The following is a 22398-nucleotide window of genomic DNA, read 5'->3' on the forward strand; positions in this document are numbered from 1 at the left end:
AGCATATATTTATATAATCAATCGTTTATATTCAAAACATCAACTATTTTTGATTTTCTTAGTGTTAATCCCCATTATGAGAAGCCTTACTTTTTATGCCTTAATAAAGCTGCTCCGCATACATTTGACTTGAAGAATGCCATTTAAATATGTCTCTAATGATTAGTGCAGACAACCTTATTGATAATGGCTGCCATTTAAAATGCACCATTCAATGACCTTTAAGCTTGTATTTCTGTTTCATTTTATTTATGATTAGTTCATCAAATATTTTTGATTAATAGTTGGAGGTTTTATTATGCTAAAAATCCCAATCGAAGATACTTTTGAGCATTACGAAAAAAAATTCAAAGCATTGTCCGACAAAAAAAGGCTTCATTTGTTACACATTCTTTGTGAACGCGGCTCCACATGTGTATGTGATTTAATTGATGAAATCCAGATGCCGCAATCTAAGTTATCCTATCATTTAAAAATCTTATTAGATGCAGGTTTAATTACTAAAGAAACAAAAGGCACTTGGAGTTATTATTCATTGAACGAAACAGAAATAAATCATCTTCTTTCTGAAGAATTGTGTTGCTTATTCCGCCCTTCCCGTTAGGAAAGGGATTCTTTTCAGGTTATATATCAAAAAAAATTGATTTATAGGAGGATACATATGATAAACAGCACATTGCCAGTAGCTATCATTGGCGGAGGACCAGTAGGTATTGCCGCAGCAGCCCATCTTGTTAAAAGAAATGAACGATTTATTTTGTTTGAGTCAGGAGAAGAAATCGGAACCAATTTTTCAGATTATGGCCATGTACGGTTGTTTTCTCCCTGGGAATATAATATAGATGAAGCCGCAAAGGAATTGCTAGTAAAACACCACATCCCTCTTCCCCCAAAAGACGAACTGCCCTTTGGAGAAGAAATTGTTTCTAAATACTTAAAACCTTTAACACAACTGCCTGAAATGAAACCCTACATTCATGTAAACAGCCGTGTTCTTCATGTTGGAAAAAAAGGATTTGATAAAGTGAAAACAAAAGGCAGAGATCAAGCCCCCTTTTTCATTCGAGTTGAAGAAAATGGCACCGAAGAGAGAATATATGAAGCAAAAGCAGTTATTGATGCTACAGGCACTTGGCAAAATCCAAATCCAATAAACGCAGAAGGACTCATGACTGATAATGAAAAAGGAGTATCTAATCAAATTTATTATGGGATTCCGGATGTTTTAAATCGTGATCGAGATCGCTATAAAAATAAGACTGTTGCAGTTGTAGGAAGTGGTCATTCAGCTATAAACACATTGTTAGATTTAACAAAATTAAAAGAGCAAACTGAACACACACAGATCATCTGGATATTAAGAAAACAGGATACTACAGATGTATTCGGGGGTGAAGGTAACGATCAGCTGCCAGCTAGAGGTGAATTAGGCACAAGATTACGGAACACTTTAGAAAACGGTCATATCAAAGCCTATCCTTCAATGTTGATTCAATCTATCTCATCCACATCTGACGGTAAGTTGAATATTTGCGGCTACCAGCAGCAAAAACAAAAAGTGATTCACAATATAGACGAGATGATAGCGAATACAGGAGCAAGACCAGATTTTCAATTTTTAAAAGAAATCCGTCATACATTTGATTCGGCGTTAGAATGCGTACCGGACTTAGCAGATTTAATTGACCCAAACATCCACAGCTGCGGAACTGTTCGGCCGCATGGCGAAAAAGAATTAAGGCAGCCTGAAAAGAACTTCTATATTATTGGATCAAAAAGTTACGGAAGAGCCCCCACATTCTTATTAGCTACCGGCTACGAACAGGCTCGTTCTGTTGTCGCTTATATAACTGGTGACCACGAGTCTGCGCAACAGGTGAAATTAAAACTGCCTGAAACCGGAGTTTGCAAACTGACACCAAAACCGCCGGCTGCAAAAACATCCTGCTGCTGTGATTAATTTAAAAAAACAGGTCTCTCTTTAGAGGCCTGTTTACTTTGCAAGTATTTTCTCCATTACCATGACATCTACATAATGACCGTCGATTTTCCCCTGTTCTTTAAATACTCCAACTTCGCGATAACCCATTGAAGTATATAGCCCTTGTCCCAATTGATTAAAAGGGAATGTAAATAATACGATTTTATGAATGCCCGATTGAATGGCTTCTTTTTCGATACCCGATAAGAGAACTTTGCCTATACCTTTTCCTCGATGATTCCGATCAATATAAATAGATAGATCAGCAACACCCTGGTATGCGGACCGGTGAGAATAGGGATTAAGAGAGACCCATCCCACAACACAATGATCTACTTCAGCAACAAGAATCTTATATTTCTCTGTGCGATCAGAGAACCAATTTGTCATATAATCCAAATCTTTTTCTTCCAGTTCTAAAGTGGGCAATACGATCAGCTATGCCTTGGTCATAAATATCTAAATTCTAACTAAATCCGTATCTTTTGCAGTTCTTATCAGCATCCCTTATCCCCTTTCTTTTTATTTTCAATGAAACAAGAGAAAGGAAACTTATCAAAACAGCTTATATTGTGACGGCTACGGGCTGGTCTGTACCAGATCCCTAATATGATTCACGTAGCTTGAACTCCCTCAAACGCATTCATCACCAAATCATGCACATAGGAATCATTCACCTCGTCCCCTGTTATAAGCAGACGATAGAAAATCGGTCCGTAAATGAGGTCAATGCTTACTTCAATATCAAGATTCTCTCTTAATTCGCCTTTCTGAATTCCCTTTTCTAGAAGGCCTTTAGCTTGGAGGCGGCGAGGCTGAAAAAATCGTGTGCGATATTCTTCCGCCAATTTTTCATCCAACTGCCCTGCACCTATTAATTCCTTAATAACGGTTCCTTCCCGGCTTGTCAAAAACCTTGCTAAATTCGTGGCGTGGGTTACTATATCATTTACTGTTGATCCTGTATCAGGCACAGGCAGTCTTTCCGTTGCGGTTGAAAGAAAGCTATCCATTATAACGGCAGCCTTGTTTGACCACCATTTATAAATCGTTGCTTTACTCACTTTCGCACGCTCTGCAATTTTATCGACTGTCACCGCATCAAAGCCTTTTTCCAACAAGAGGTCATAGGCAGCAGAAAGAATCGCCTTATGTGTTCCTTCATCACGCGGCCGCCCTCGTTTACTCTGCACATGAATCAATCCTTCCCGAAATATAAACGATACGTTCAGTATACTTAACATGATAAAAAAAATAAAACAGAAACCCATTTACAAAACTAAACGTTTAGTATATTATTCCCTTATAAACAAAACTAAACGTTTAGTTTAGAAAATAACATTGATAAAAGTCATTGTCAAAATTCCGCAAAACCTTATCACGAAAAATCTCTGGAAAGGAGATAAATCTGCAAATCATTTATGAAACATCATAAAACACTTAAAAAGGAGTTCATTCTTATGAGGAAATTAAACAAACAAACAGCAGATCAGAGGATTTCACCCAGTTTAACCATTCTTCTCGCAACTGCATGCGGTATCATTGTCGCTAATCTTTACTATGCACAACCCTTGGTAGGACTAATTAGTACAGCAATTGGACTTTCTCCAAGCAATGCCGGATTGATTGTCACACTAACCCAAATGGGATACGTTGCCGGCTTACTATTTCTTGTCCCTTTGGGAGATATTATCGAAAACAAAAAACTTGTCGTTGTATCGCTCCTTCTAAGCGCAGCGGCTTTGACTGCAACAGCATTTGTGAAGCATGGAACACTGTTTTTAGCAGCTGCCTTTTTCATCGGATTGGGATCGATCGCAGCCCAAGTGCTCGTGCCATTTGCATCATACCTTGCATCAGATTCTGAACGCGGCCGCGTTGTCGGCAATGTCATGAGCGGCCTGTTACTCGGTATCATGCTTTCCCGCCCGATATCCAGTCTAGTCGCTGATATCTGGGAGTGGAATGCAATATTTGCTTTGTCCGCCGCGGTAAGTGTTGTCCTGGCAATCGTATTATCAAAAGTGCTCCCTGCCAGAAAACCAACAGCAAACACAAACTATACTGCCTTACTCGGTTCAATGTGGAAGTTGCTGCGCACGACTCCAGTCTTACGCCGCCGTGCCATCTACCATGCGTTTGTATTTGGAGCTTTCAGCTTGTTCTGGACTACTGTACCTTTATTATTGTCCGGTCCCGCTTTTCATTTTTCTCAGAAGGCAATAGCGCTATACGCACTTGTGGGAATTGCAGGTGCAGTCGCTGCGCCAATAGGCGGTCGTCTGGCTGATCGCGGCTTGACCCGGCTTGCCACTGGAATCGCTCTCGGTGTTGTCATTGTTTCTTTATTACTGCCGCTCATGATTCAGAGCAGCTCCCCCGTCGGAATAGCAGTTCTAGTGGCCGCAGCTATTCTGTTAGATATGGGCGTATCTGCAAATCTTGTGCTCAGTCAACGTGCCATTTTTTCGTTGGCGCCAGACATTCGCAGTCGATTAAACGGATTATTCATGGCAATCTTCTTTCTTGGTGGCGCTATAGGGTCATCTATTGGAGGATGGGCATATGCCTCAGGCGGATGGAGTACAGCATTATGGATTGGAATCGCTTTTCCGGTCATAGCTTTGCTTTATTTCATCACAGAGAAATAAGTTTTTCACCAAAAATAAGCAGTGTGGAGTAAATAAACAAAAATACCAAGGGCGTATAAACCCTTGGTATTTCTATGATTGAGGCCTTCACCGATTATTCCCTAAACATATGATGGCAAAAACCTATTCTGGGAGTGATCGTTAAAAAGGTCATTCTGTTTTCTAATGATGATTAAGTTTTCTAAAATTGCTGCCCTTCACTTCAGCTACGTCATATACAGTAACAAAGGCAGTTTTATCAATTTCATTAATAATTTCCTTTAGTTTGGTTTCTTCTAAGCGGTTGATGACACATGTGATTTCTTTAAACTTCTCGTGGGAAAAACCCCCGTAAGCGTCTTTATATGTGGCGCTTCGGCCTAATTGATCACGTATGGTCTCTACCATTAATTCAGGTTCGGCGGTAATAATTTGAAAGGTTTTAGAACCGCTTAAACCTTCCTCAACGACATGAATGACTTTGGATGCAATGTAGTAAGCAATGACTGAAAGCAACGCCCCTTGCAAACCAAATACTGTGGAAACAAAAATAAACACAAATAAGTTTAAGAATAGAATGAGATCGCTCGTTCCAAATGGCAGTTTTCGCGATAGCAGCACAGCAAGCATATCAATTCCATCTAATGCGCCGCCATTACGCAGCGCTAACCCCATTCCGAATCCAAGGATAATCCCGCCAACGACGGTAATTAACAAGGTATCTCCCTCTATGATAGCCGGGGTATGGTGGAAAAAACTTGTACCCGCGGCAAGTGATACGATTCCGATAATTGATAATAATGCAAAGTTTTTCCCAATTTGCTTATATCCTAACCACACAAACGGAATGTTAATAACAGCAATCAAAATTCCCAGCGGCAAATTGAATAGCTGTGAACCAACGATGCTAAGACCAGTCACCCCTCCATCAGATACACTGTTTGGAATAAGCACTGTTTCTAGTCCATATGCCGCTATAATTCCTCCGATTATAACCATGATGACTTGCAGAATCATTTTCGCCTTAAATTTCTTACGTTTTTTGATTGTATCCATACCATTCCTCATTTCTTAAATATTTCGTTATATTTAACTATACCATAATAGATTTTTTCAGCTAAAAACATGCTTTTAAAAAAGGTTAATCAGGAATTTTTGTAAGAGGATTGCTCCTTATACAATTTTATCCCATATACAAACCGAAGAATATCGAATCTTAAAGATAAGGTAACCCTTTATGACTTAGAACATTCAACATGTACCTGATGCAGATGAGATCTAGCAATCCTTTTAAAGCACAAATACAAAGGAACTTACATTCCTCGGTAACCTTCATACAAACGAGATCAAACATGTACGCTTCCAGATCAGAACACCGAAAATCCTGATTCATTCTGATATTATACTTTTAAAAGAGGAGGTTTGATTACATTGAATAGCTTATGCCGCAGCAAACAAGCCCCATTTGAATACACCTTATCTCTTATAGGGGGCAAATGGAAAATGAGAATTCTCTATGAGTTAGGATGTGAAAAAACGATGAGATACGGAGAGCTGAAACGGGCTATGCCCTTAATCACCCATAAAATGTTAAGCGCACAGCTCAAGGAATTACAAACCGACGGCCTTATTCATCGGACAGAGGTTTCTCAAATTCCCCTCAAAGTAGAGTATTCGTTATCAGACAGAGGGCTGTCTTTGTATCCCCTCATAGATGAAATGTGCAAGTGGGGAATAACACAAGGCGCACCTCATGAATAAAAACCACTTACAAAAAAGTGCGTACTTGTCTCCCAATGAGAGGAATTTTATACTAAATAAAAAGATTTTATTAGGAGAAAAAGATGACAAAACAAGTCTATATCATTCATGGCTACAGAGCCTCCTCAGCAAACCATTGGTTTCCATGGCTAAAAAAACGCCTGCTCGCAGACGGGATTCAAGCAGAAGTTTTGGACATGCCTAATCCGCTTGAGCCAAGACTTGAAGATTGGCTGGATACACTCTCTTTGTATCAACACCATTTACATGAGAATACGTATTTGGTTGCACACAGCTTAGGGTGCCCTGCCATTTTGAGGTTTTTGGAACGTACTCAATTGCGCGAACAGCTTGGCGGAATCATTCTTGTTTCCGGCTTTGCCAAATCATTGTCCAATTTAAAGATGTTAGATGAATTTACAGAGGGATCATTTGATGATCAAAAAATCATCAGGTCTGCAAAGCACCGTGCTGTCATTGCTTCTAAGAACGATCAAATTGTGCCATTTGCATGGAGCAAGGATCTGGCACAACAAATTGACGCTGCGTTTTATGAAGTCCAACACGGGGGTCATTTTTTAGAAAATGAGGGATTTACTTCTTTACCTATTGTTCATGATATTTTAACCTCCTATTTTTCAAAAGAAACCCGCTAAAACATTCTTAGTATTTAAATAAGCCCGCTTTAGAAAAGCGGGCTTTCTGCGTTATTGCTTAATCAATACCGATAACTCACCTTCAAATACTTTTTCTTCTTTATGATTAAAAGTAGATAACAATACAGTGAGTATTCCCATTTCGTTTCTCTTTGGCTGCTTATCAAGAACCTCAACAATTGTATGCAGTTCATCATCTGGATAAACGGGTTTTATGAATGTAATATGATTCATTTCTGTTCCGGCAATAATATCGTCTCCATAGAACCCTTCTTCAATCCAAAGTTTAAAAGAAATGGCCAGCGTTTGTATGCCAGAAGCGATAATGCCATTAAATCTGCCTTTATTCGCTTTTTCCTCATCTAAATGCATATATTGAGGGTCAAATTCACTTGCAAACCGCATAATTTCATCTTTTGTTAATTTTAATGATTTCGTTTTGAATACCTGACCAATTGTAAACTCATCTAACTTCATGCTTACACCTCTATTTTGTCATTTGTGTACTTGTTTATTGTAGCACTGAGACATCAGCAAATAAAAAATTGCATCTACAGCTTCATCAATTGCCTATGATGCAGAAGGTTCTAATTGGTATTGTAAAAAGGGTATCAATAAAAAAATCATCCAAGACTTATTATGAGCTGGAGACTGAAGGCACTCATATCTTCAGTATTGTCATTCATTGCTGTTGATATTTTTAATGCCATCATCCCCTAATGATTCCTAAGGTATCTCAACTTGATTTCACTCTTCACACAACTCTTCCCTAGTTATACTAAAGATATTTACGGTGCAATTATCGATCTTTACTGTTGTTAAAACGTAAAACAATAACTATTTGGTTTTTATCATATGAAAGCTAGTCGTCTTAACCATTTCGAATATCTTATTTTCTAAACGAAGCTGAAAGACCTCTCATATCTTCCAAGCAGCTTTCAGTCTTTTTATGCCTTCTCGTATGTTGAATTCAGAAACCCCTGCAAATCCAAGTGAGACCGTTTTTGTAGGAGGATTGTTTTTATAAGAAAGAGAAACAGGATAAATTTTCACGCCATGCTCCTTTGCCTTCTCAATTAACTCTTTTTCGCTAAATGGCAAATAAACGTCAAGTAAGATGCGAAGCCCGGAGTTTTCTCCGCGAATCCTGACATGCTTTCCTAATTCTCTTTGCACAGCCTCTAATAAAATGGCTCTTTTTTTACGGTAAAGCTTTCTCATTCTGTTGATGTGTTTTTGCCACTCTCCATTTTTTATAAATTCAGCTAGCGTCAGCTGACTGTGGCAGGACACCGTTTGCTTATATAATGACGTGATGTCATGGCCTTTTTTTAAAAGAGGCGAAGGAAGAATCATATAGCTGATACGCAGCGAGGGAAGGAGAGACTTAGAAAAAGTGCCCATATAAATGACACGGTTATGCTGGTCAAGCCCTTGCAAGGAAGGAACCGGCTGTCCTGTGTACCTAAATTCCCCATCATAATCATCCTCTATAATAAATGATTGATTTTCAGCAGCCCATTTGAGCAGCTGAATTCTTCTGTTAATCGTCATAATGGTTCCCAGCGTAAATTGGTGAGAAGGCGTAACGTATACAAGGTTTGGCTGCTGTTCTTTGATCTTCTGTATACAGATGCCTTCATCATCAACTGGTATAGGAAGAATATTCATGCGATTGGCTTCAAAAATCTTGCGTGCTCTTGGATAACCGGGATCCTCATATCCTATGGAAATATTCGGCTCAAAAACTTGGCACAAGATTTGCAGAAGAATAGGGTTCCCGGCACCTATGATGACTTGTTCAGGGGTACAATGAACACCGCGTGATTGATACAGGTACTCTGCAATGAGTGTTCTCAGCTCAAACTCTCCTAAATCATTTCCCGGACGATAAAGCTCGCGGCCATATTGGTCTAAACTATTGACCATGCTTTTTCGCCATGCGGAAAAAGGAAAGTAAGAAGAATCTACATTTCCATAGTGAAAATCAATCCATTGTTTATTTTCTTGTGCTTTTTCTTTAATTAGTGATGCGCTTGGCATTTTACGATAGGCAAAATCAGAATCATGATAATCAGCAAACCATCCGCTTCTTGGCTTGCTCACGATATAGCCCTCAGCGGAAAGCTGTCCATAGGCACGTTCTACAGTCGTTTGACTGATGGAAAGCTGACTCGCCAGAAGTCTTTTTGAAGGGAGCTTCATTCCTTTTTGAATACGCCCCTGATGCATGTTTTCTTTGAAATATCGATAAAGCTGCTGATAAAGCGGAATATCCAGATTTCTATTCAAAAAAGGCGTGATATCCATTTGCACGTTGTTCTCCTAACTGGTATGCATTTTTTTATGAAAACTGGCTGTTTATAAAAGGCCAATTCCAGTTTATAGTCATTGTAATCCTTAGATACTGGTTTTGTTAAGAAAATCCAGATCATTAAAAAGAAACATATTTGGAGTGATTGTCATGAACAAAACAACAAATGGCTGGATAAATGGTTTTATAGGCGTACTCATTTTCAGCGGCTCGCTGCCTGCAACCCGCTTAGCTGTGACGGACTTCAACCCATTGTTCCTCACCGTATGCCGCGCTGCGATAGCTGGTATATTGGCTGGGGGTCTCCTTCTCATCTTCCGGCAGCAGCATCCTGCTAAAAGAGACATCACCTCGCTGTTGGTGGTAGCGTTCGGCGTGGTGATCGGTTTCCCGTTGCTGACAGCCTTAGCGCTTCAGTATGTCACATCCGCACATGCTATTGTCTTCATTGGGCTTCTTCCGCTTGCGACGGCCATCTTCGGCGTCCTGCGCGGAGGTGAACGTCCCCGTCCAGTCTTCTGGATTTTCTCAGCTGCTGGCAGCTTACTAGTAGCAGGCTTCGCCCTGATCCAGGGGGGAGGATCATCCCCGCTCGGCGACGCGTACATGCTGGCTTCTATCGTCGTATGCGGTCTTGGTTATGCAGAAGGGGCTAGGCTTTCACGGCGTCTGGGGAACTGGCAGGTGATCTCTTGGGCACTCGTTCTGTCGCTTCCTCTGATGCTGCCTTTGTCGTTCTTTTTTACACCAGACTCATGGTCGGGCATCGGCGTGCCTGCGCTGCTCAGTCTTGCCTATGTGTCCTTATTCAGCATGCTGATCGGCTTCGTGTTCTGGTATCGAGGTCTCGCCCAAGGCGGAATTGCGGCGGTTGGGCAGCTGCAGCTTCTTCAGCCCTTCTTTGGACTGCTGCTTGCCTCAGTAATTCTGCATGAGAAAGTGGGCTGGGCACTCGTTGCAGTGAATATTGCCGTTATCATGTGCGTGGCAGCTGCCCGGCGATTTGCAAAGTAAGGCAGACGATTTTACAAAAGGCGAATAAGCTGAATACTTGCTCTAACAAATGAAGTAAACTTCAAAAATACATGAAGGCATAAAAAATACCAAGGGTTTGCAACCCTTGGTATCATTGATGCGGACGAGACGACTTGAATCTCAGGGGTTATTCACCTGCTAAGCCTTCAATAAAGTGAAAGCTTATCGTTTCTTATATATGCCTATGTTTTAGTGGGCACGATTTCTGTAACTATGCACTATCACTGATGGCACGTTGTTGTGATATTACCGAAGAATGATCAAAACAATCCTTTTTTTATTTTTCACACTATAACGCTTGCAAAGTGCAACAGTTTAACATATTATATTTAGTGATTGATCAATAACTAAACAAGGGAGCTCTCACAATGGCTAGACCAAGAAACCATAATCGGAAGGAAGAAATTCTCGATGCGGGAATAGAAGTATTTGCAGAAAAGGGTTATTACAATACAACAACAGCTCTTATAGCTGAAAAGGCTGGCATTTCTCAGCCATATGTCTTTAAATTTTTCAAAACGAAGGAAGAATTGTTTGTGGCTGCTTTAGATCAGGCATTTGAAAGAATCCTTGCAGCATTTCAAAAAGTGGAGTCCCGCCCAGATCAGCTCGTTAATAAAATGATTGAAGCATATGAAGAGCTGGCTGTGTCACACCCTAATGAAATGTCATTACAGGTCATTGGCCTTTCAGTGCCAGAAGAAACCATCAAAAACTCTACAAAACAGGGTTTGTCACGCATTAGAAATTTTACATTGGAAAAATTTCAGACCACAGGGATCACAAATGCAGAGAGTGAAGTTACCACTTTTTTAGCAAGAGGAATACTCTGTAATATCTCCTTTTTCTTAGATTTTCCCGAGCTTATTGATGGTAAACAAAATTGAATGACCGATTAAGTTCGGTTATTTATTTTAATAATTATTTATTGATTGATCACTAACTAAATGGAGGGAATGCAAATGAAAACTGCTATTGTATTAGGAGCTACAGGGGGAACGGGCCAGGTTATTATATCAGAATTACTGACTAGAGGGATAAACGTGATTGCTTTTGGACGTTCTGAAAGCAAATTGAAAGAATTAATGAAAAAAAACAATTTTAATCAACAGCTGTCATTTAAACTGGGCGATATATTTGATTACAAAACCATTGTAGAAGCAGCAAAAGATGCAGAGGTTATTTTTCAGTGTGCCAATGTCCAATATCAAGAAATGGCAAGTCGACTTCTATTACTTGGTGAAAATGTGATGAAAGCGGCAAATATTCTTCAGAAGAAAATTGTGATCGTAGATGGAATATATGTTTATGGGCATCAAGTCGGAAATGGCGATGAAAACCATCCAAAACAACCACATACAAAGAAAGGTAAACTAAGGGTCGCATTTGAGAATCTCATTTTCAGCCGCAAGTGGGAAAATGCAAAACCATTAATTGTTAGACTTCCTGATTATTATGGTCCAACTTCACAAAACTCCTATTTGCAGCCTACACTGGAAGGGATGGCCGCTCATAAGATTCCTATTTTTATCGGGAACTTGAAAACCCCGCGGGAATATGTCTATTTACCAGATGCCGCCAAAATGATTGTCAATATAGCAGAAACGGAAGATGCCTATCGGGAGAACTGGAATATACCTGGAGCTGGATTGATTTCAGGAAACGAAATCATAAAAATAGCCCGAGAGATAACCGGAAATCGAAGAGTGGTCTTTCCTTTAAATAAAACGGCCATTCGATGCATTGGCATGTTTGATCCGTTTATGAGAGAAGTTGTTGAGATCATGTACCTTACGAAAGAAGGATTTGTATTGAGCGGAGAAAAATATGAAAAACGGATTGGTTCTATTCCAGCAACTCCTTTCACAAAAGGTCTTGAAGAAACATTGCGGTTTTTAATACGTAATAAACAATAGGTCAAGCGATCCTTTAGATAACATTCTGTTCCCTATTTAAGAGAATGTTTACTGTTGTTATTTTGCAAAATAAATTAGGAATTGCCTATTGAATTACCAAAATGAAATTAAAAACATACCAACATCGTTTGGTATGTTTCATTTATTGGCGCCCCATGTCAATGGCTATGAAAATGTAAATGATTAATACCTTGTCCATTAATCATTAAAGAGGAACGGTATACCTATCAATGATCTATTTACATTCAGGGAGTACAAATCGAATAAGTCTTTTTTAAACAAATTCAGCTTATTGTTTAGAATATGTCCTTTTCGGGAATAAGACAAAAACAAGTCACTCTCTTACTGTTGTTGAATCAAACAACAGAGTTAAGGCTGCCGAAATGGTTTCGACAGCCTTAGTCCTAGAGATTCCAAATGTTTTTTCAAATCCACTTTCCATAAATGAAATACCGCTTTGGAGCATTTCCAACGTATGAAAAGGGGTAACAAGTAGTAAGGATAAGCTCCTCTTTTTTATGCTGCAACTTTAAGTGCAAAAACAAAAAGGATACCAATATTAGTATGTTTTTTGTATAGATTAGTCCACAACACTGCAAATCATATCAACGGTAATGAAGGCTTTCATTATACTCCATATATTCACTTTCCATCATTTCTATACGTTTATATCGATTATGGTTGAAAATGCTGAATACATTGGATTTAGTTATTTTTAACTTAACAAAACCCTTACTGTACCATGTTCGTTTTGCTGCACTATGACAAAGAAATTTTTTAAAACGATTTAAAACTTTCTTAAATTGAAAAAGCCTCTCTACTTGTTAATCACAATCGATAATTTATAATTGACATGCTTGTTTAATTCCACTAAAAATTGATCTAACGCTTCATTAGACGGAAATCTGCATTCAAGAAGATAACAGCCATCCCCGCTAATTTTATAATTATTGATGACATATTTCTCCTGTGTTTTGATAAATGACAGGTATGGCTGATGATGGGTGCTTTTTGTATAGATATTAAGCAAAGCATGTATATAACACCCTAATTTCACTTGGTTCACTTTAATTGTATATCCCTCAATGACACCGTTGTCTTCTAATTTGGCAACCCTTGAGGCTGCTGCTTGACCTGTTAAATGAACTTTCTCACCTAATTCTTTCATCGTAATACGGCTATTTTGAGATAACTCCTCTAATATTTGCATGTCTGTGTGATCCAACATGAAATCAAATCCCTTCTAAAATCTTTCTGTTCATCATCTCTCTAAAAGGTGCAGTCCTGCACATTATTTTAACATTCGTTTCATTTAATTAACCTGATTCTGTCTTAATGACAATTTATACAAAATAAATTACATACTTTCAAAAATCAAGTCAATCGACAGAAAGACTTGATTTGTTCCATGTATTTATTCAGCGGCTGGCTGTAAACTATACACATCTAAAAAAAGGAGTGTTATACATGAACATTCAGCAAATCCGTAATGCCACACTTGTTGTCAAATATGCAGGCAAAACGTTTTTAATAGATCCCATGTTGGCCGAGAAAGGAGCTTACCCTCCATTCCCAAACGCGCCAAGACAGGATCAAAACAACCCTTTAGTTGAATTGCCAGCCTCTGTTGACCATATTATTAAGGATATTGATGCTGTTATTGTTACCCATCTACACCTTGACCATTGGGATGAGGCGGCTAAAAAGGTATTGCCAAAAGATATCAAGTTGTTCTCCCAAAACGAAGAAGATGCAATAGAAATACGAAATGCCGGTTTTAAAAACGTCGAGGTTTTAACAAAAGATACAGTCTTTGAAGGCATTCAGCTAATAAAAACAAAAGGCGAACACGGAAGAGGAGAGATTCTAAAACTTGCAGGTCTTGTATGCGGCGTTGTGTTCAAACACCAAAGTGAGAAAACATTATATATCGCCGGAGATACAGTCTGGTATGATGCGGTTCAAGAAGAGATTGATACACATCAGCCGGACATCATTGTAGTGAACGGCGGAGATAATCAATTCTTTGAAGGCGGTTCTCTCGTCATGGGTAAAGAAGATATCTATGAAACGTATAAGGCTGCTGCAAAAGCAAAAATCATCGTGAGCCACATGGAGGCTGTCAACCATTGGGGATTATCAAGAGAAGAATTAAAATCCTTTATTCATGAAAAAGGAATCTCCTCTCGTGTCTTAGTGCCTGATGATGGTGAATCATATTCATTATAAATGTTTATTGAAGGACAGAAGGGGCATTGAAAACAATTTTTTTGAAACGGTTGAAAAAGACTTCTGCCCTAATAAACTTTGTATTCTACCCGCAATTAGATAGACTGATTCCTGGTGCAAAGATTTAATAGAATCTGAAAAAATAAACGGGGAAATCCGTTATGTTTTCTCTCATGATTCCTTTGGAGTATTTAAAATTTCCTCTATTGAAACTTATGTCAATGGTTTCATCACAATTGAAATAAAAAACTAGTTACTGATTAGTAACTAGTTTTTATCTTAAAAGATTTAAATGTTTGGTTTCACCATATCTTCTGGCTTAACCATCTCATCAAATTGTTCTTCCGTTAATAATTCGAGTTGCACAGCAGCCTCTTTTAACGTCAAGCCTTCTTTATGAGCAAACTTGGCAATTTTTGCTGAATTTTCATATCCGATATAAGGATTCAATGCTGTGACAAGCATCAAAGAGCCGGAAAGATTTTCCTCAATGGTTTTCTTATTAGGTTCAATACCAACCGCACAATGATCATGGAAAGATTTTATTCCATCACTCAGTAACTGTACGGATTGAAGGAAATTATAGATGATAACTGGTTTAAATACATTGAGTTCAAAGTTGCCCTGACTTGAAGCAAAACCAATAGTTGCATCATTCCCCATAATTTGAGCCGCAATCATGGTAAGAGCTTCACATTGAGTTGGGTTAACTTTACCGGGCATAATGGAGCTGCCAGGCTCATTTTCCGGGATTGAAATTTCCCCGATACCACAGCGGGGACCGCTTGCAAGCCATCTAACATCGTTCGCAATTTTCATTAAGTCAGCAGCTAATGCCTTCATAGCACCATGTACATACGTTATTTCATCATGACTAGTTAAGGCATGAAACTTATTAGGTGAACTTTTAAAATGTTGGCCTGTAAACTTCGAGATTTCCTCTGAGACAACTTCTCCAAACTGTGGATGTGCATTAATGCCTGTCCCTACAGCCGTACCCCCGATAGCAAGCTCACGCATTTTTTCAGTTGCTTCCAATATCATTTCTTTCGAACGGTCAATCATATATACCCAACCGCTAATTTCTTGTCCAAGAGTTAAAGGTGTAGCATCTTGAAGATGTGTACGTCCTATTTTTACAATGTCATTGAATTTTTTTGCTTTTTCATCTAATGTGTTCCGAAGTTGATCAAGTGCAGGAACTAATTGTTCATAGATAGCTAATACACCTGCAACATGCATCGCTGTTGGGAAAGTGTCATTCGAACTTTGACTGCGGTTGACATCATCATTTGGATGTATGGTTTGTATAGAGCCTTTCTCTTTTAATAAAGCTGTTGCAAGGTTTGCTACAACTTCGTTAACATTCATATTGCTTTGTGTTCCGCTTCCCGTCTGCCAAACAACGAGTGGAAAATTGTCATCATATTTACCTTCAAGAATTTCATCACAAACTGCTGTAATAACCTCTGTTTTTTCACTATCCAAATTACCTAGACGATTATTAGCAATAGCTGTACTGCGCTTCAATATAGCAAAAGCCTTAACAATACGGTTAGGCATTTTTTCAGAACCTATTTTGAAGTTCTCTTTACTACGTTGTGTTTGCGCCCCCCAAAACTTATCAGCAGGCACCTTTATTTCTCCAAAAGTATCCTTTTCAATTCGATAGCTCATTTAATAGTTCCTCCTTTTGAACACCCTAATTAATTTAATATTTATATAAATTTTTATTTATTTTGCCGATGAATTTATCTTAACACTCATAAATTATGAAGTATAATGCATAATAAATATGATTTTAATTCCTTTATGTAATGATTTATAAAAAGAGAGGATTTTTTTAATGGAATGGGAACAATTAGAATACTTCCAAACTCTTGCTCGTATACAGCATGTAACGAAAGCTGCTGAAACTTTATCAATTACACAGCCAGCACTTTCTCGATCTATTGTTAGATTAGAGAATCATTTAGGTGTTCCGCTTTTTGATAGACAAGGCCGGTCCATTAAGTTAAATAAGTATGGGGAAATATTCCTCAAGAGGGTTGATTCCATAATTAAAGAATTTACTGAAGGAAAGGAAGCAATTCAATCTCTTTTAAAACCGGATCAAGGTGAAGTGTCTTTAGGCTTTTTACACACCCTGGGTACAACAATCGTTCCACATTTAATTGGAACATTTAAAAATAATTACCCAAAAGTTCATTTTCAACTAAACCAGTCTCACTCTAATTTGCTTTTAGATAAACTAAAATCAGGTGAACTTGATCTCTGCCTACTTGCTTCTTTTCCAGCCGAATCAAATATAATGTGGAAACCCTTATGGAAGGAGGAGCTCTTTTTATTTTTGCCAAAAAATCATGTGTTAGCTACTCGTGAGGATATTACGTTAAACGAAATTGCTAGTGAGCCTTTTGTTTTAATGAAAGAAGGTTTCGCTCTTCGAGTGACAATAGATCATATTTTTGAACAGGTTAATATTACCCCAAACATTGTATTTGAAGGTGAAGAAGCTGCTACAATCGCAGGTTTTGTTGCAGCGGGTCTTGGCGTTTCAATTCTTCCTGATTTTAAAGGCTTAGACCAAACAAATATCGCAAAGGTACGTATTAGTTGGCCAAGGTTTGAGCGTGTAGTCGGTATTTCTTGGATTGAAGGGAAGTATCTATCACCTGTCACTGAAAACTTCAAGCAATATATCATCAATCAGTTTCCTCAAATAGATTCGATATAGTATTAAGTTACTGTCATTGCTGGCATGTAAAGGATACTCTAGAAAAACTCACATAAAAAAGATACCAGTTTTGCATGGTATCTTCTTTCATATACTTTCTTTATCGCGCTCCTGTATTTACTGAACATCACGTCATATACGATCTATAGTTTATCTCTACACGCTTTGCTTCTGCTTAAGACTGTTCCACATTTTAATGGATACAACAGAAATCAAAACAAATGATACGATAACTAATACAGTACCCACTAAAGATTCACTGAAGTTGATGACAATAAAGCTAGAAAATATTAATAGAGGGATATTCGTAATAATTACAGTTAAAATGTAAACACGATACTTTAACCCAACGGCTGCTGATAAAAAACACACGACATCTGTTGGGGCTATCGGACAAATCATCCCCAATGCCAAAAACTTATAATTGTAAGCCTCCAATAATTTTTTTAAAATCTGGATGTTTACGCTCCAAATTCTTCACCATTTTTTCGCTTGAAAACATTTTCGAAAAAAGATAAACCAAGGTTTCGGTTAAAAAAATGCTGCCCCATTCACAGTAATAAACTTATAAAAAAACAAGGCAATTTTAAAAATCGGCTTGTTCCCTAAACATTTTACAATCAATACTGAACCAGGTTACACGTTTAGTTACTTTATGGCTTACACTCCAAAGCACCATTCCCTGTATTGAATTTATCCCTCTGCTGCCTTTTACGAGCATATTCGATTTGCATAAGGTGTTACTTAAATTTTAGTGATCTCTCTTCCCGGTTTATTAATCAAAATGGTCGGTTCTTTTCTTGCTTTTGCGGCTAGCAGCCCTATAATAAATCCTATCAAGCCTGTAGTCATCCATCCTACTCCATTTTCAAATAACGGAATAAATCCAAAGATATGATTGACGACTTCTGTTAAAAAATTCACTTCCTTTAGGGCATCGAGGATTGCGACAAATCCTACACCAATTACTGTAGCTATATAAACTGATCTATGACCGCTAAACAAATTATTTGTGAAAATTAATACAATCAAGGCAATCGCTATAGGATAGAGTAATAATAGTATTGGAAATGTGAATGTCAGTATAGTACTGAGACCAAAGTTTGTAATAACAAAACTTAAAATAGAAAATATGATCAACCATTTTTTATACGAGACCGAAGGGACAATCCTTTCGAAATACTCAGATACAGCTGCTAAACAGGCAATATTGGTTGTAATCCCCGTTAAAAAAATAACGGTTCCAATGATGCAAATTCCAAACGGGCCAAATAGAGTAATCGCGCTCTGTGCTAACACTTCTCCGCCATTTTCTTTAAAACCAATCGCCTCCACACTAGAAGCTCCTATCCATGCCATTGAAATTTGCAAAGCGACTAAACCAATTATTGTGATAATCCCCGCTTTAATAAATAAAGTGGATACTTCCTTTTCACAACTAATACCTAAGGAACTGATACTTTTAATGAATAACCCTCCAAAAACAAAAGCTGCGAGAACATCCATTGTATAATATCCTTCAGTTACTCCTTTTAAAAAAACTCCGCTCATATACTCTTTCTGAGGCTCACCTATACTTCCCATAGGGGTAATAAGCGATTTTGCAATTAAAATGATTATTAATATTGAAAATACTGGCGTGATAATCTTACCTAGCCGGCCCACAAACTTTGTTGTATTCCATGAGAGAATGATTGTTAGAAAAGTAAATGCAAAAGAGAAAATAAGTAAATAAATACTTGTATTCGTTTTTGTATCAACTAACGGATTTATAGCAATTTCGTATAAGACAGAGTTTGTCCTCGGAATAACGTAAATAGGACCGAGCATAAGGAAAAGCAATAATACGAATATTGAGGCAAAAAGCGGATGTACTCTCTCTGCAAGTTTTTCGACAGTTCCTCCTCCGCGAGTTAAAGCAATAATTGCAAGCAGAACCAGCCCAACTCCAGTTATTAAGAATCCACTCATTGCAATCCAAGTATTTGTTCCTGCTTGTTGACCTACCATCGGAGCAAAAATGACGTTTCCCGCACCTAAAAACATGGAAAAAAGCATCAATCCGATTGCAAGAACCTGTGAAAAAGGCAGGCTTTTCTTCATTATTATTCCCCCTCTGTCGAAATAAATCTATAATCTCTATCTAAAAGCTAAATCAGTATTTTCTATTACCGATAATGATCCAAAAACAAAAGACTGAGGTAATGGAAATGATTGAACCGGAATCTAAAAATAATAGTTTTATCATCCTACAAAGGAAATTTTGTGGTCATGTGTTCCGATATCTGTTTTTGCGCCTTAATTGCTTCCTGTTTGTCAAAAACAAATTCACCCAGATTGTCAATCGTTGCAGAAATACCCTGAGCATTTAATGCCTTGCCTTACAACCATTTCTTCAATAATTGTACCGGCAACAAAAGACTGCGCTCCAAGCTAGCCCCAACGTTTTGCACAGTTATTAAGCAATTTATTTTGAGAAGGCAATAACAAAAAATCTTTTGTGAGTCCCCCATTTAAATTCGTGACACCAGCGATAAACAATTTACCTATTTTAATAAAAAGCCCTCCTTATACGGATCAGTTGCCTCCAATGAGAACTTGTGAATACCAGTCATCCACGCAGCTCCAGTAATTTTAGGTATGATAGCTCTAAAATTCCCAACCTTCGTATAATCAATTACTGTGCCTTTAAACTTGGAGCCAATGATGCTTTCCTGAATGATGTACTCATCTGGTTTAAGCTCTAATGTTGATAGCTTGGCGCATGTACCTGTTCCACAAGGGGACCTGTCGATTTGTCCATCTCCAAACACAACTGCATTCTTATAATGATTCTTGCCTAACTCTAAACTAAATTCGACGAGATCAATTTTATTTATTTCTGGTATGTCAGGATGCCTGATGTTTAATTGTTCATTTGCAGCCCTTCTAATGGCCATACCGAGCGTTGCTATTTTGTCTTGTTCTTCAATGTTAAGTTCGATACTTAACTGTTCGGCATCGACTATTGCAAAAAAACTTCCTCCAAAGGCTACATCTATCGTTAAATAGCCAATGTCTTCAACGTATACGCTTATATCCTTTTCTAATAAAAATGCTGGAACATTAATGAAAGATACTTCTTTCACTTTTTCTTTCTCGTAGACTACATGGCACTCAACTATTCCAGAAGGCGTATCAAGTAAAACTTTGTCCTTTCTGTCAATTAGGCCATTATTAATAGCAATCGTAATAGATGCAATCGTTCCATGACCGCACATATTCAAATAACTGCCGCTATCCATAAATAAAACACCCAGGTCGCATTTTGAATGACACGGCTCAGTTAAGATGGCCCCAAACATATTGAGATGCCCCCTTGGTTCATGCATAAGAAGTTTACGGATATGATCCATTCTAGCTATCATAAAATGCTTTTTTTCCATCATGGACTTACCTTGGATCTTTGGTATTCCCCCTACCACTATTCTTGCTGCTTCTCCCATGGTATGAGCATCAATAGTCTCAATATAACTTTGCAGTAATTCCATTAATCGATAACCTCCAATTTACAAATTTAAAAGGATATCAATTAATAATGCAAATATTGTGCCAATTTTAAGTATTGTTATTAGTGGCGTAATTGCAACTCTTCCGCCAATTGATTACAATAAAATCGTTAATTAACTTTACATTATTGTAAACAAAGTGACATTTACACTTTACAACCATTTCCTCAAAAGGATGTATGCCATGAAAGATATATCAAACGAGCATTTGCTCTATTATTTGAATACATTAATAGAAACCAGCTCTGATGCGATTACAATTATCAATTCGTCCGGAAAAGTAGTTTATTGGAATTCACATGCACAGGAAATGTACGGGATACCGCTTGAAGATATCAAAAATAAGAAGATTAGTGATTTTTTCAAAAAAGAGGATTTGAAACTGTTAGAAATACTTGAAACCAATAAACCGGTCTTTAATGTCTATCATCAGCCTAGGCCTGATAAACATGTATTAATAAGCTCTTCCCCTATTTTCGATGAAAAGCAAGAATTAATAGGAGCCATTTCAATAGATCAAGATATAACAAATATTGTAATGTTAAATGAAAAATTGACATTGCGGACTACGGAGCTACAGAAAATAAAGCAGCAATATAAATTACAAAAACATTTAGATCCTTTATCTGAAATAAAAGGACATAGTGCTGCTATACAAAATGCAAAGGGATTGGCGTTGAAGGTGGCAAAAACTGATGCTACGGTTTTAATTTATGGGGAAAGTGGAGTTGGAAAAGAACTTTTTGCCCAAGGCATCCATGAAGCCAGTTTAAGAAAGGAGCAACCATTTATTCCAATTAACTGCGGTGCGATCCCAGAAGCCCTTTTTGAAAGTGAATTTTTCGGCTATGAAAAAGGGTCATTTACTGGTGCCCACAAATCTGGAAAACAAGGGAAAGTAGAAATGGCTGATGGCGGCACTTTATTTTTAGATGAGATTGGCATGCTGCCGCTCGATATGCAAGTAAAATTATTAAGGATATTGCAAGAGAGAGAAGTGTATCGGATAGGAGGAAATACGGCCATAAAAGTTGATATCAGAATTGTTGCGGCAACTAATAGCCACCTAGAGGAAATGGTCAAAAAAGGAGCATTTCGTGAAGACCTATATTATCGTTTAAATGTTGTTACTCTAAATATTCCTCCTCTCCGAGATAGAAATGAAGATATTTCTCTATTGGTTAAAAACTTTGCACAAGAATATTCAACAAAATATCAAAAAGAAACACCGACTTTAATGGATAGCGCAATGGAATTGTTTACAAGCTATAGATGGCCTGGGAATGTTAGAGAACTTAGGAATGTAGTAGAAAGAATGATTATATTTACGGATAAACTAAATATTAGCGCTGAGGATATTAAAAATGTGTTTCCTGTGGTGACCATAGATAAAAATATAAATAAAGAAGGACTAGCCCATGAGAAAGCTTTATTAGAAAAAGATAAGATCAGGGAAGTTTTAAAAGAAACATATGGAAATAAAAGTGCTGCAGCAAAAATACTTGGGATTTCAAGGGTGAGTCTTTATAACAAGATAAAACAATATAATATTAAAATATAATGTTAATCTGCTTAAACTCCTATTCATAAT

20 protein-coding genes and 1 pseudogene are annotated in these 22398 nt (G+C 37.8%); 11 read left to right on the top strand and 10 right to left on the bottom strand.

The genetic code is table 11. The features are described from left to right. The first annotated feature begins 298 nt into the window (after positions 1-298). Complete coding sequence (locus LWH95_RS20505; protein WP_148983051.1) at positions 299-604, top strand: ArsR/SmtB family transcription factor; 306 nt, start codon at positions 299-301, stop codon at positions 602-604. A gap of 57 nt (positions 605-661) precedes the next feature. Next, positions 662-1960 carry an NAD(P)-binding domain-containing protein gene (locus LWH95_RS20510; protein ID WP_232920267.1) on the top strand — a complete coding sequence of 433 codons (1299 nt, stop codon included), beginning with the start codon at positions 662-664 and terminating at the stop codon, positions 1958-1960. Between the two features lie 33 nt (positions 1961-1993). Here the strand turns inward: LWH95_RS20510 and LWH95_RS20515 are convergent, their stop codons facing one another. Both LWH95_RS20515 and LWH95_RS20520 read right to left on the bottom strand, forming a co-directional pair. Further along, a complete protein-coding gene (locus LWH95_RS20515) occupies positions 1994-2371 on the bottom strand; it encodes a GNAT family N-acetyltransferase (protein WP_332880199.1) in 378 nt (125 codons plus the stop codon). A gap of 224 nt (positions 2372-2595) precedes the next feature. Beyond that, on the bottom strand, positions 2596-3174 hold the full coding sequence (locus LWH95_RS20520; RefSeq protein ID WP_019257578.1) for a TetR/AcrR family transcriptional regulator: 579 nt from the start codon (positions 3172-3174) through the stop codon (positions 2596-2598). Between the two features lie 267 nt (positions 3175-3441). Between LWH95_RS20520 and LWH95_RS20525 the strand changes: the two genes are divergently transcribed. Then, entirely contained in the window at positions 3442-4632 is a 1191-nt protein-coding gene (locus LWH95_RS20525; protein ID WP_232920268.1) for an MFS transporter, read from the top strand. 162 nt (positions 4633-4794) lie between these two features. On the opposite strand, the gene LWH95_RS20530 is transcribed toward LWH95_RS20525, so the two are convergent. Next, positions 4795-5667 (bottom strand): YitT family protein, encoded by an 873-nt coding sequence (locus tag LWH95_RS20530; RefSeq protein WP_232920269.1) that lies wholly within the window; start codon positions 5665-5667, stop codon positions 4795-4797. 375 nt (positions 5668-6042) lie between these two features. Here LWH95_RS20530 and LWH95_RS20535 point away from each other — a divergent pair, with 375 nt between their 5' ends. Then, the gene (locus LWH95_RS20535) at positions 6043-6372 is read left to right on the top strand and encodes a winged helix-turn-helix transcriptional regulator (protein WP_060397998.1); all 330 of its coding nucleotides are present in this window, start codon (positions 6043-6045) and stop codon (positions 6370-6372) included. Positions 6373-6455: 83 nt separating this feature from the next. Then, the gene (locus LWH95_RS20540; protein WP_232920270.1) at positions 6456-7028 is read left to right on the top strand and encodes an alpha/beta hydrolase; all 573 of its coding nucleotides are present in this window, start codon (positions 6456-6458) and stop codon (positions 7026-7028) included. A gap of 51 nt (positions 7029-7079) precedes the next feature. On the opposite strand, the gene LWH95_RS20545 is transcribed toward LWH95_RS20540, so the two are convergent. Both LWH95_RS20545 and pdxR read right to left on the bottom strand, forming a co-directional pair. After that, a complete protein-coding gene (locus LWH95_RS20545; protein ID WP_232920271.1) occupies positions 7080-7505 on the bottom strand; it encodes a MaoC family dehydratase in 426 nt (141 codons plus the stop codon). A gap of 441 nt (positions 7506-7946) precedes the next feature. Next, the gene (pdxR, locus tag LWH95_RS20550; RefSeq protein ID WP_232920278.1) at positions 7947-9338 is read right to left on the bottom strand and encodes a MocR-like pyridoxine biosynthesis transcription factor PdxR; all 1392 of its coding nucleotides are present in this window, start codon (positions 9336-9338) and stop codon (positions 7947-7949) included. Between the two features lie 154 nt (positions 9339-9492). Here pdxR and LWH95_RS20555 point away from each other — a divergent pair, with 154 nt between their 5' ends. The 3 genes from LWH95_RS20555 to LWH95_RS20565 all read left to right on the top strand — a co-directional run bounded on the left by LWH95_RS20555 (position 9493) and on the right by LWH95_RS20565 (position 12293). Continuing rightward, complete coding sequence (locus tag LWH95_RS20555; RefSeq protein ID WP_232920279.1) at positions 9493-10356, top strand: DMT family transporter; 864 nt, start codon at positions 9493-9495, stop codon at positions 10354-10356. A gap of 389 nt (positions 10357-10745) precedes the next feature. Further along, entirely contained in the window at positions 10746-11264 is a 519-nt protein-coding gene (locus tag LWH95_RS20560; protein WP_019257571.1) for a TetR/AcrR family transcriptional regulator, read from the top strand. Between the two features lie 75 nt (positions 11265-11339). Then, positions 11340-12293: an SDR family NAD(P)-dependent oxidoreductase gene (locus LWH95_RS20565; RefSeq protein ID WP_232920272.1), complete on the top strand. Its 954-nt coding sequence runs from the start codon at positions 11340-11342 to the stop codon at positions 12291-12293. A gap of 425 nt (positions 12294-12718) precedes the next feature. Here LWH95_RS20565 and LWH95_RS20570 read toward each other — a convergent pair. Next, positions 12719-12826: pseudogene (locus LWH95_RS20570) on the bottom strand (class D sortase); the annotation flags it as partial. 284 nt (positions 12827-13110) lie between these two features. Beyond that, the gene (locus LWH95_RS20575; protein ID WP_003240524.1) at positions 13111-13521 is read right to left on the bottom strand and encodes an Lrp/AsnC family transcriptional regulator; all 411 of its coding nucleotides are present in this window, start codon (positions 13519-13521) and stop codon (positions 13111-13113) included. Positions 13522-13760: 239 nt separating this feature from the next. On the opposite strand from LWH95_RS20575, the gene LWH95_RS20580 reads away from it, so the two are divergent. Then, complete coding sequence (locus tag LWH95_RS20580; protein ID WP_232920273.1) at positions 13761-14522, top strand: MBL fold metallo-hydrolase; 762 nt, start codon at positions 13761-13763, stop codon at positions 14520-14522. A 288-nt stretch (positions 14523-14810) separates the two neighbouring features. On the opposite strand, the gene fumC is transcribed toward LWH95_RS20580, so the two are convergent. Then, positions 14811-16199 carry a class II fumarate hydratase gene (gene fumC / locus LWH95_RS20585; RefSeq protein WP_003240519.1) on the bottom strand — a complete coding sequence of 463 codons (1389 nt, stop codon included), beginning with the start codon at positions 16197-16199 and terminating at the stop codon, positions 14811-14813. Between the two features lie 169 nt (positions 16200-16368). On the opposite strand from fumC, the gene LWH95_RS20590 reads away from it, so the two are divergent. Continuing rightward, complete coding sequence (locus LWH95_RS20590; RefSeq protein ID WP_232920274.1) at positions 16369-17259, top strand: LysR family transcriptional regulator; 891 nt, start codon at positions 16369-16371, stop codon at positions 17257-17259. A gap of 744 nt (positions 17260-18003) precedes the next feature. Here LWH95_RS20590 and brnQ read toward each other — a convergent pair. Together brnQ and LWH95_RS20600 are read right to left on the bottom strand one after the other, a co-directional pair. Beyond that, positions 18004-19362 carry a branched-chain amino acid transport system II carrier protein gene (brnQ, locus tag LWH95_RS20595; protein ID WP_232920275.1) on the bottom strand — a complete coding sequence of 453 codons (1359 nt, stop codon included), beginning with the start codon at positions 19360-19362 and terminating at the stop codon, positions 18004-18006. Positions 19363-19805: 443 nt separating this feature from the next. Beyond that, positions 19806-20789, bottom strand: coding sequence for a proline racemase family protein (locus LWH95_RS20600; protein WP_232920276.1), 984 nt, complete (start codon positions 20787-20789; stop codon positions 19806-19808). A 202-nt stretch (positions 20790-20991) separates the two neighbouring features. On the opposite strand from LWH95_RS20600, the gene LWH95_RS20605 reads away from it, so the two are divergent. Continuing rightward, complete coding sequence (locus tag LWH95_RS20605) at positions 20992-22368, top strand: sigma-54 interaction domain-containing protein (protein ID WP_232920277.1); 1377 nt, start codon at positions 20992-20994, stop codon at positions 22366-22368. Positions 22369-22398 lie beyond the last annotated feature (30 nt).

Origin of the sequence: Bacillus sp. G16 (assembly GCF_021282335.1) — a bacterium.
Classification (GTDB): Bacteria; Bacillota; Bacilli; order Bacillales; family Bacillaceae; genus Bacillus; species Bacillus inaquosorum.

Coding starts and splice junctions, on each gene's coding strand:
- brnQ (WP_232920275.1), bottom strand. CDS start 19,362: ATGAAGAAAAGCCTGCCTTTTTCACAGGTTCTTGCAATCGGATTGATG.
- LWH95_RS20590 (WP_232920274.1), top strand. CDS start 16,369: ATGGAATGGGAACAATTAGAATACTTCCAAACTCTTGCTCGTATACAG.
- LWH95_RS20575 (WP_003240524.1), bottom strand. CDS start 13,521: ATGTTGGATCACACAGACATGCAAATATTAGAGGAGTTATCTCAAAAT.
- pdxR (WP_232920278.1), bottom strand. CDS start 9,338: ATGGATATCACGCCTTTTTTGAATAGAAATCTGGATATTCCGCTTTAT.
- LWH95_RS20600 (WP_232920276.1), bottom strand. CDS start 20,789: ATGGAATTACTGCAAAGTTATATTGAGACTATTGATGCTCATACCATG.
- LWH95_RS20565 (WP_232920272.1), top strand. CDS start 11,340: ATGAAAACTGCTATTGTATTAGGAGCTACAGGGGGAACGGGCCAGGTT.
- LWH95_RS20540 (WP_232920270.1), top strand. CDS start 6,456: ATGACAAAACAAGTCTATATCATTCATGGCTACAGAGCCTCCTCAGCA.
- LWH95_RS20580 (WP_232920273.1), top strand. CDS start 13,761: ATGAACATTCAGCAAATCCGTAATGCCACACTTGTTGTCAAATATGCA.
- LWH95_RS20530 (WP_232920269.1), bottom strand. CDS start 5,667: ATGGATACAATCAAAAAACGTAAGAAATTTAAGGCGAAAATGATTCTG.
- LWH95_RS20505 (WP_148983051.1), top strand. CDS start 299: ATGCTAAAAATCCCAATCGAAGATACTTTTGAGCATTACGAAAAAAAA.
- LWH95_RS20605 (WP_232920277.1), top strand. CDS start 20,992: ATGAAAGATATATCAAACGAGCATTTGCTCTATTATTTGAATACATTA.
- fumC (WP_003240519.1), bottom strand. CDS start 16,199: ATGAGCTATCGAATTGAAAAGGATACTTTTGGAGAAATAAAGGTGCCT.
- LWH95_RS20560 (WP_019257571.1), top strand. CDS start 10,746: ATGGCTAGACCAAGAAACCATAATCGGAAGGAAGAAATTCTCGATGCG.
- LWH95_RS20510 (WP_232920267.1), top strand. CDS start 662: ATGATAAACAGCACATTGCCAGTAGCTATCATTGGCGGAGGACCAGTA.
- LWH95_RS20545 (WP_232920271.1), bottom strand. CDS start 7,505: ATGAAGTTAGATGAGTTTACAATTGGTCAGGTATTCAAAACGAAATCA.
- LWH95_RS20555 (WP_232920279.1), top strand. CDS start 9,493: ATGAACAAAACAACAAATGGCTGGATAAATGGTTTTATAGGCGTACTC.
- LWH95_RS20515 (WP_332880199.1), bottom strand. CDS start 2,371: ATGACAAATTGGTTCTCTGATCGCACAGAGAAATATAAGATTCTTGTT.
- LWH95_RS20525 (WP_232920268.1), top strand. CDS start 3,442: ATGAGGAAATTAAACAAACAAACAGCAGATCAGAGGATTTCACCCAGT.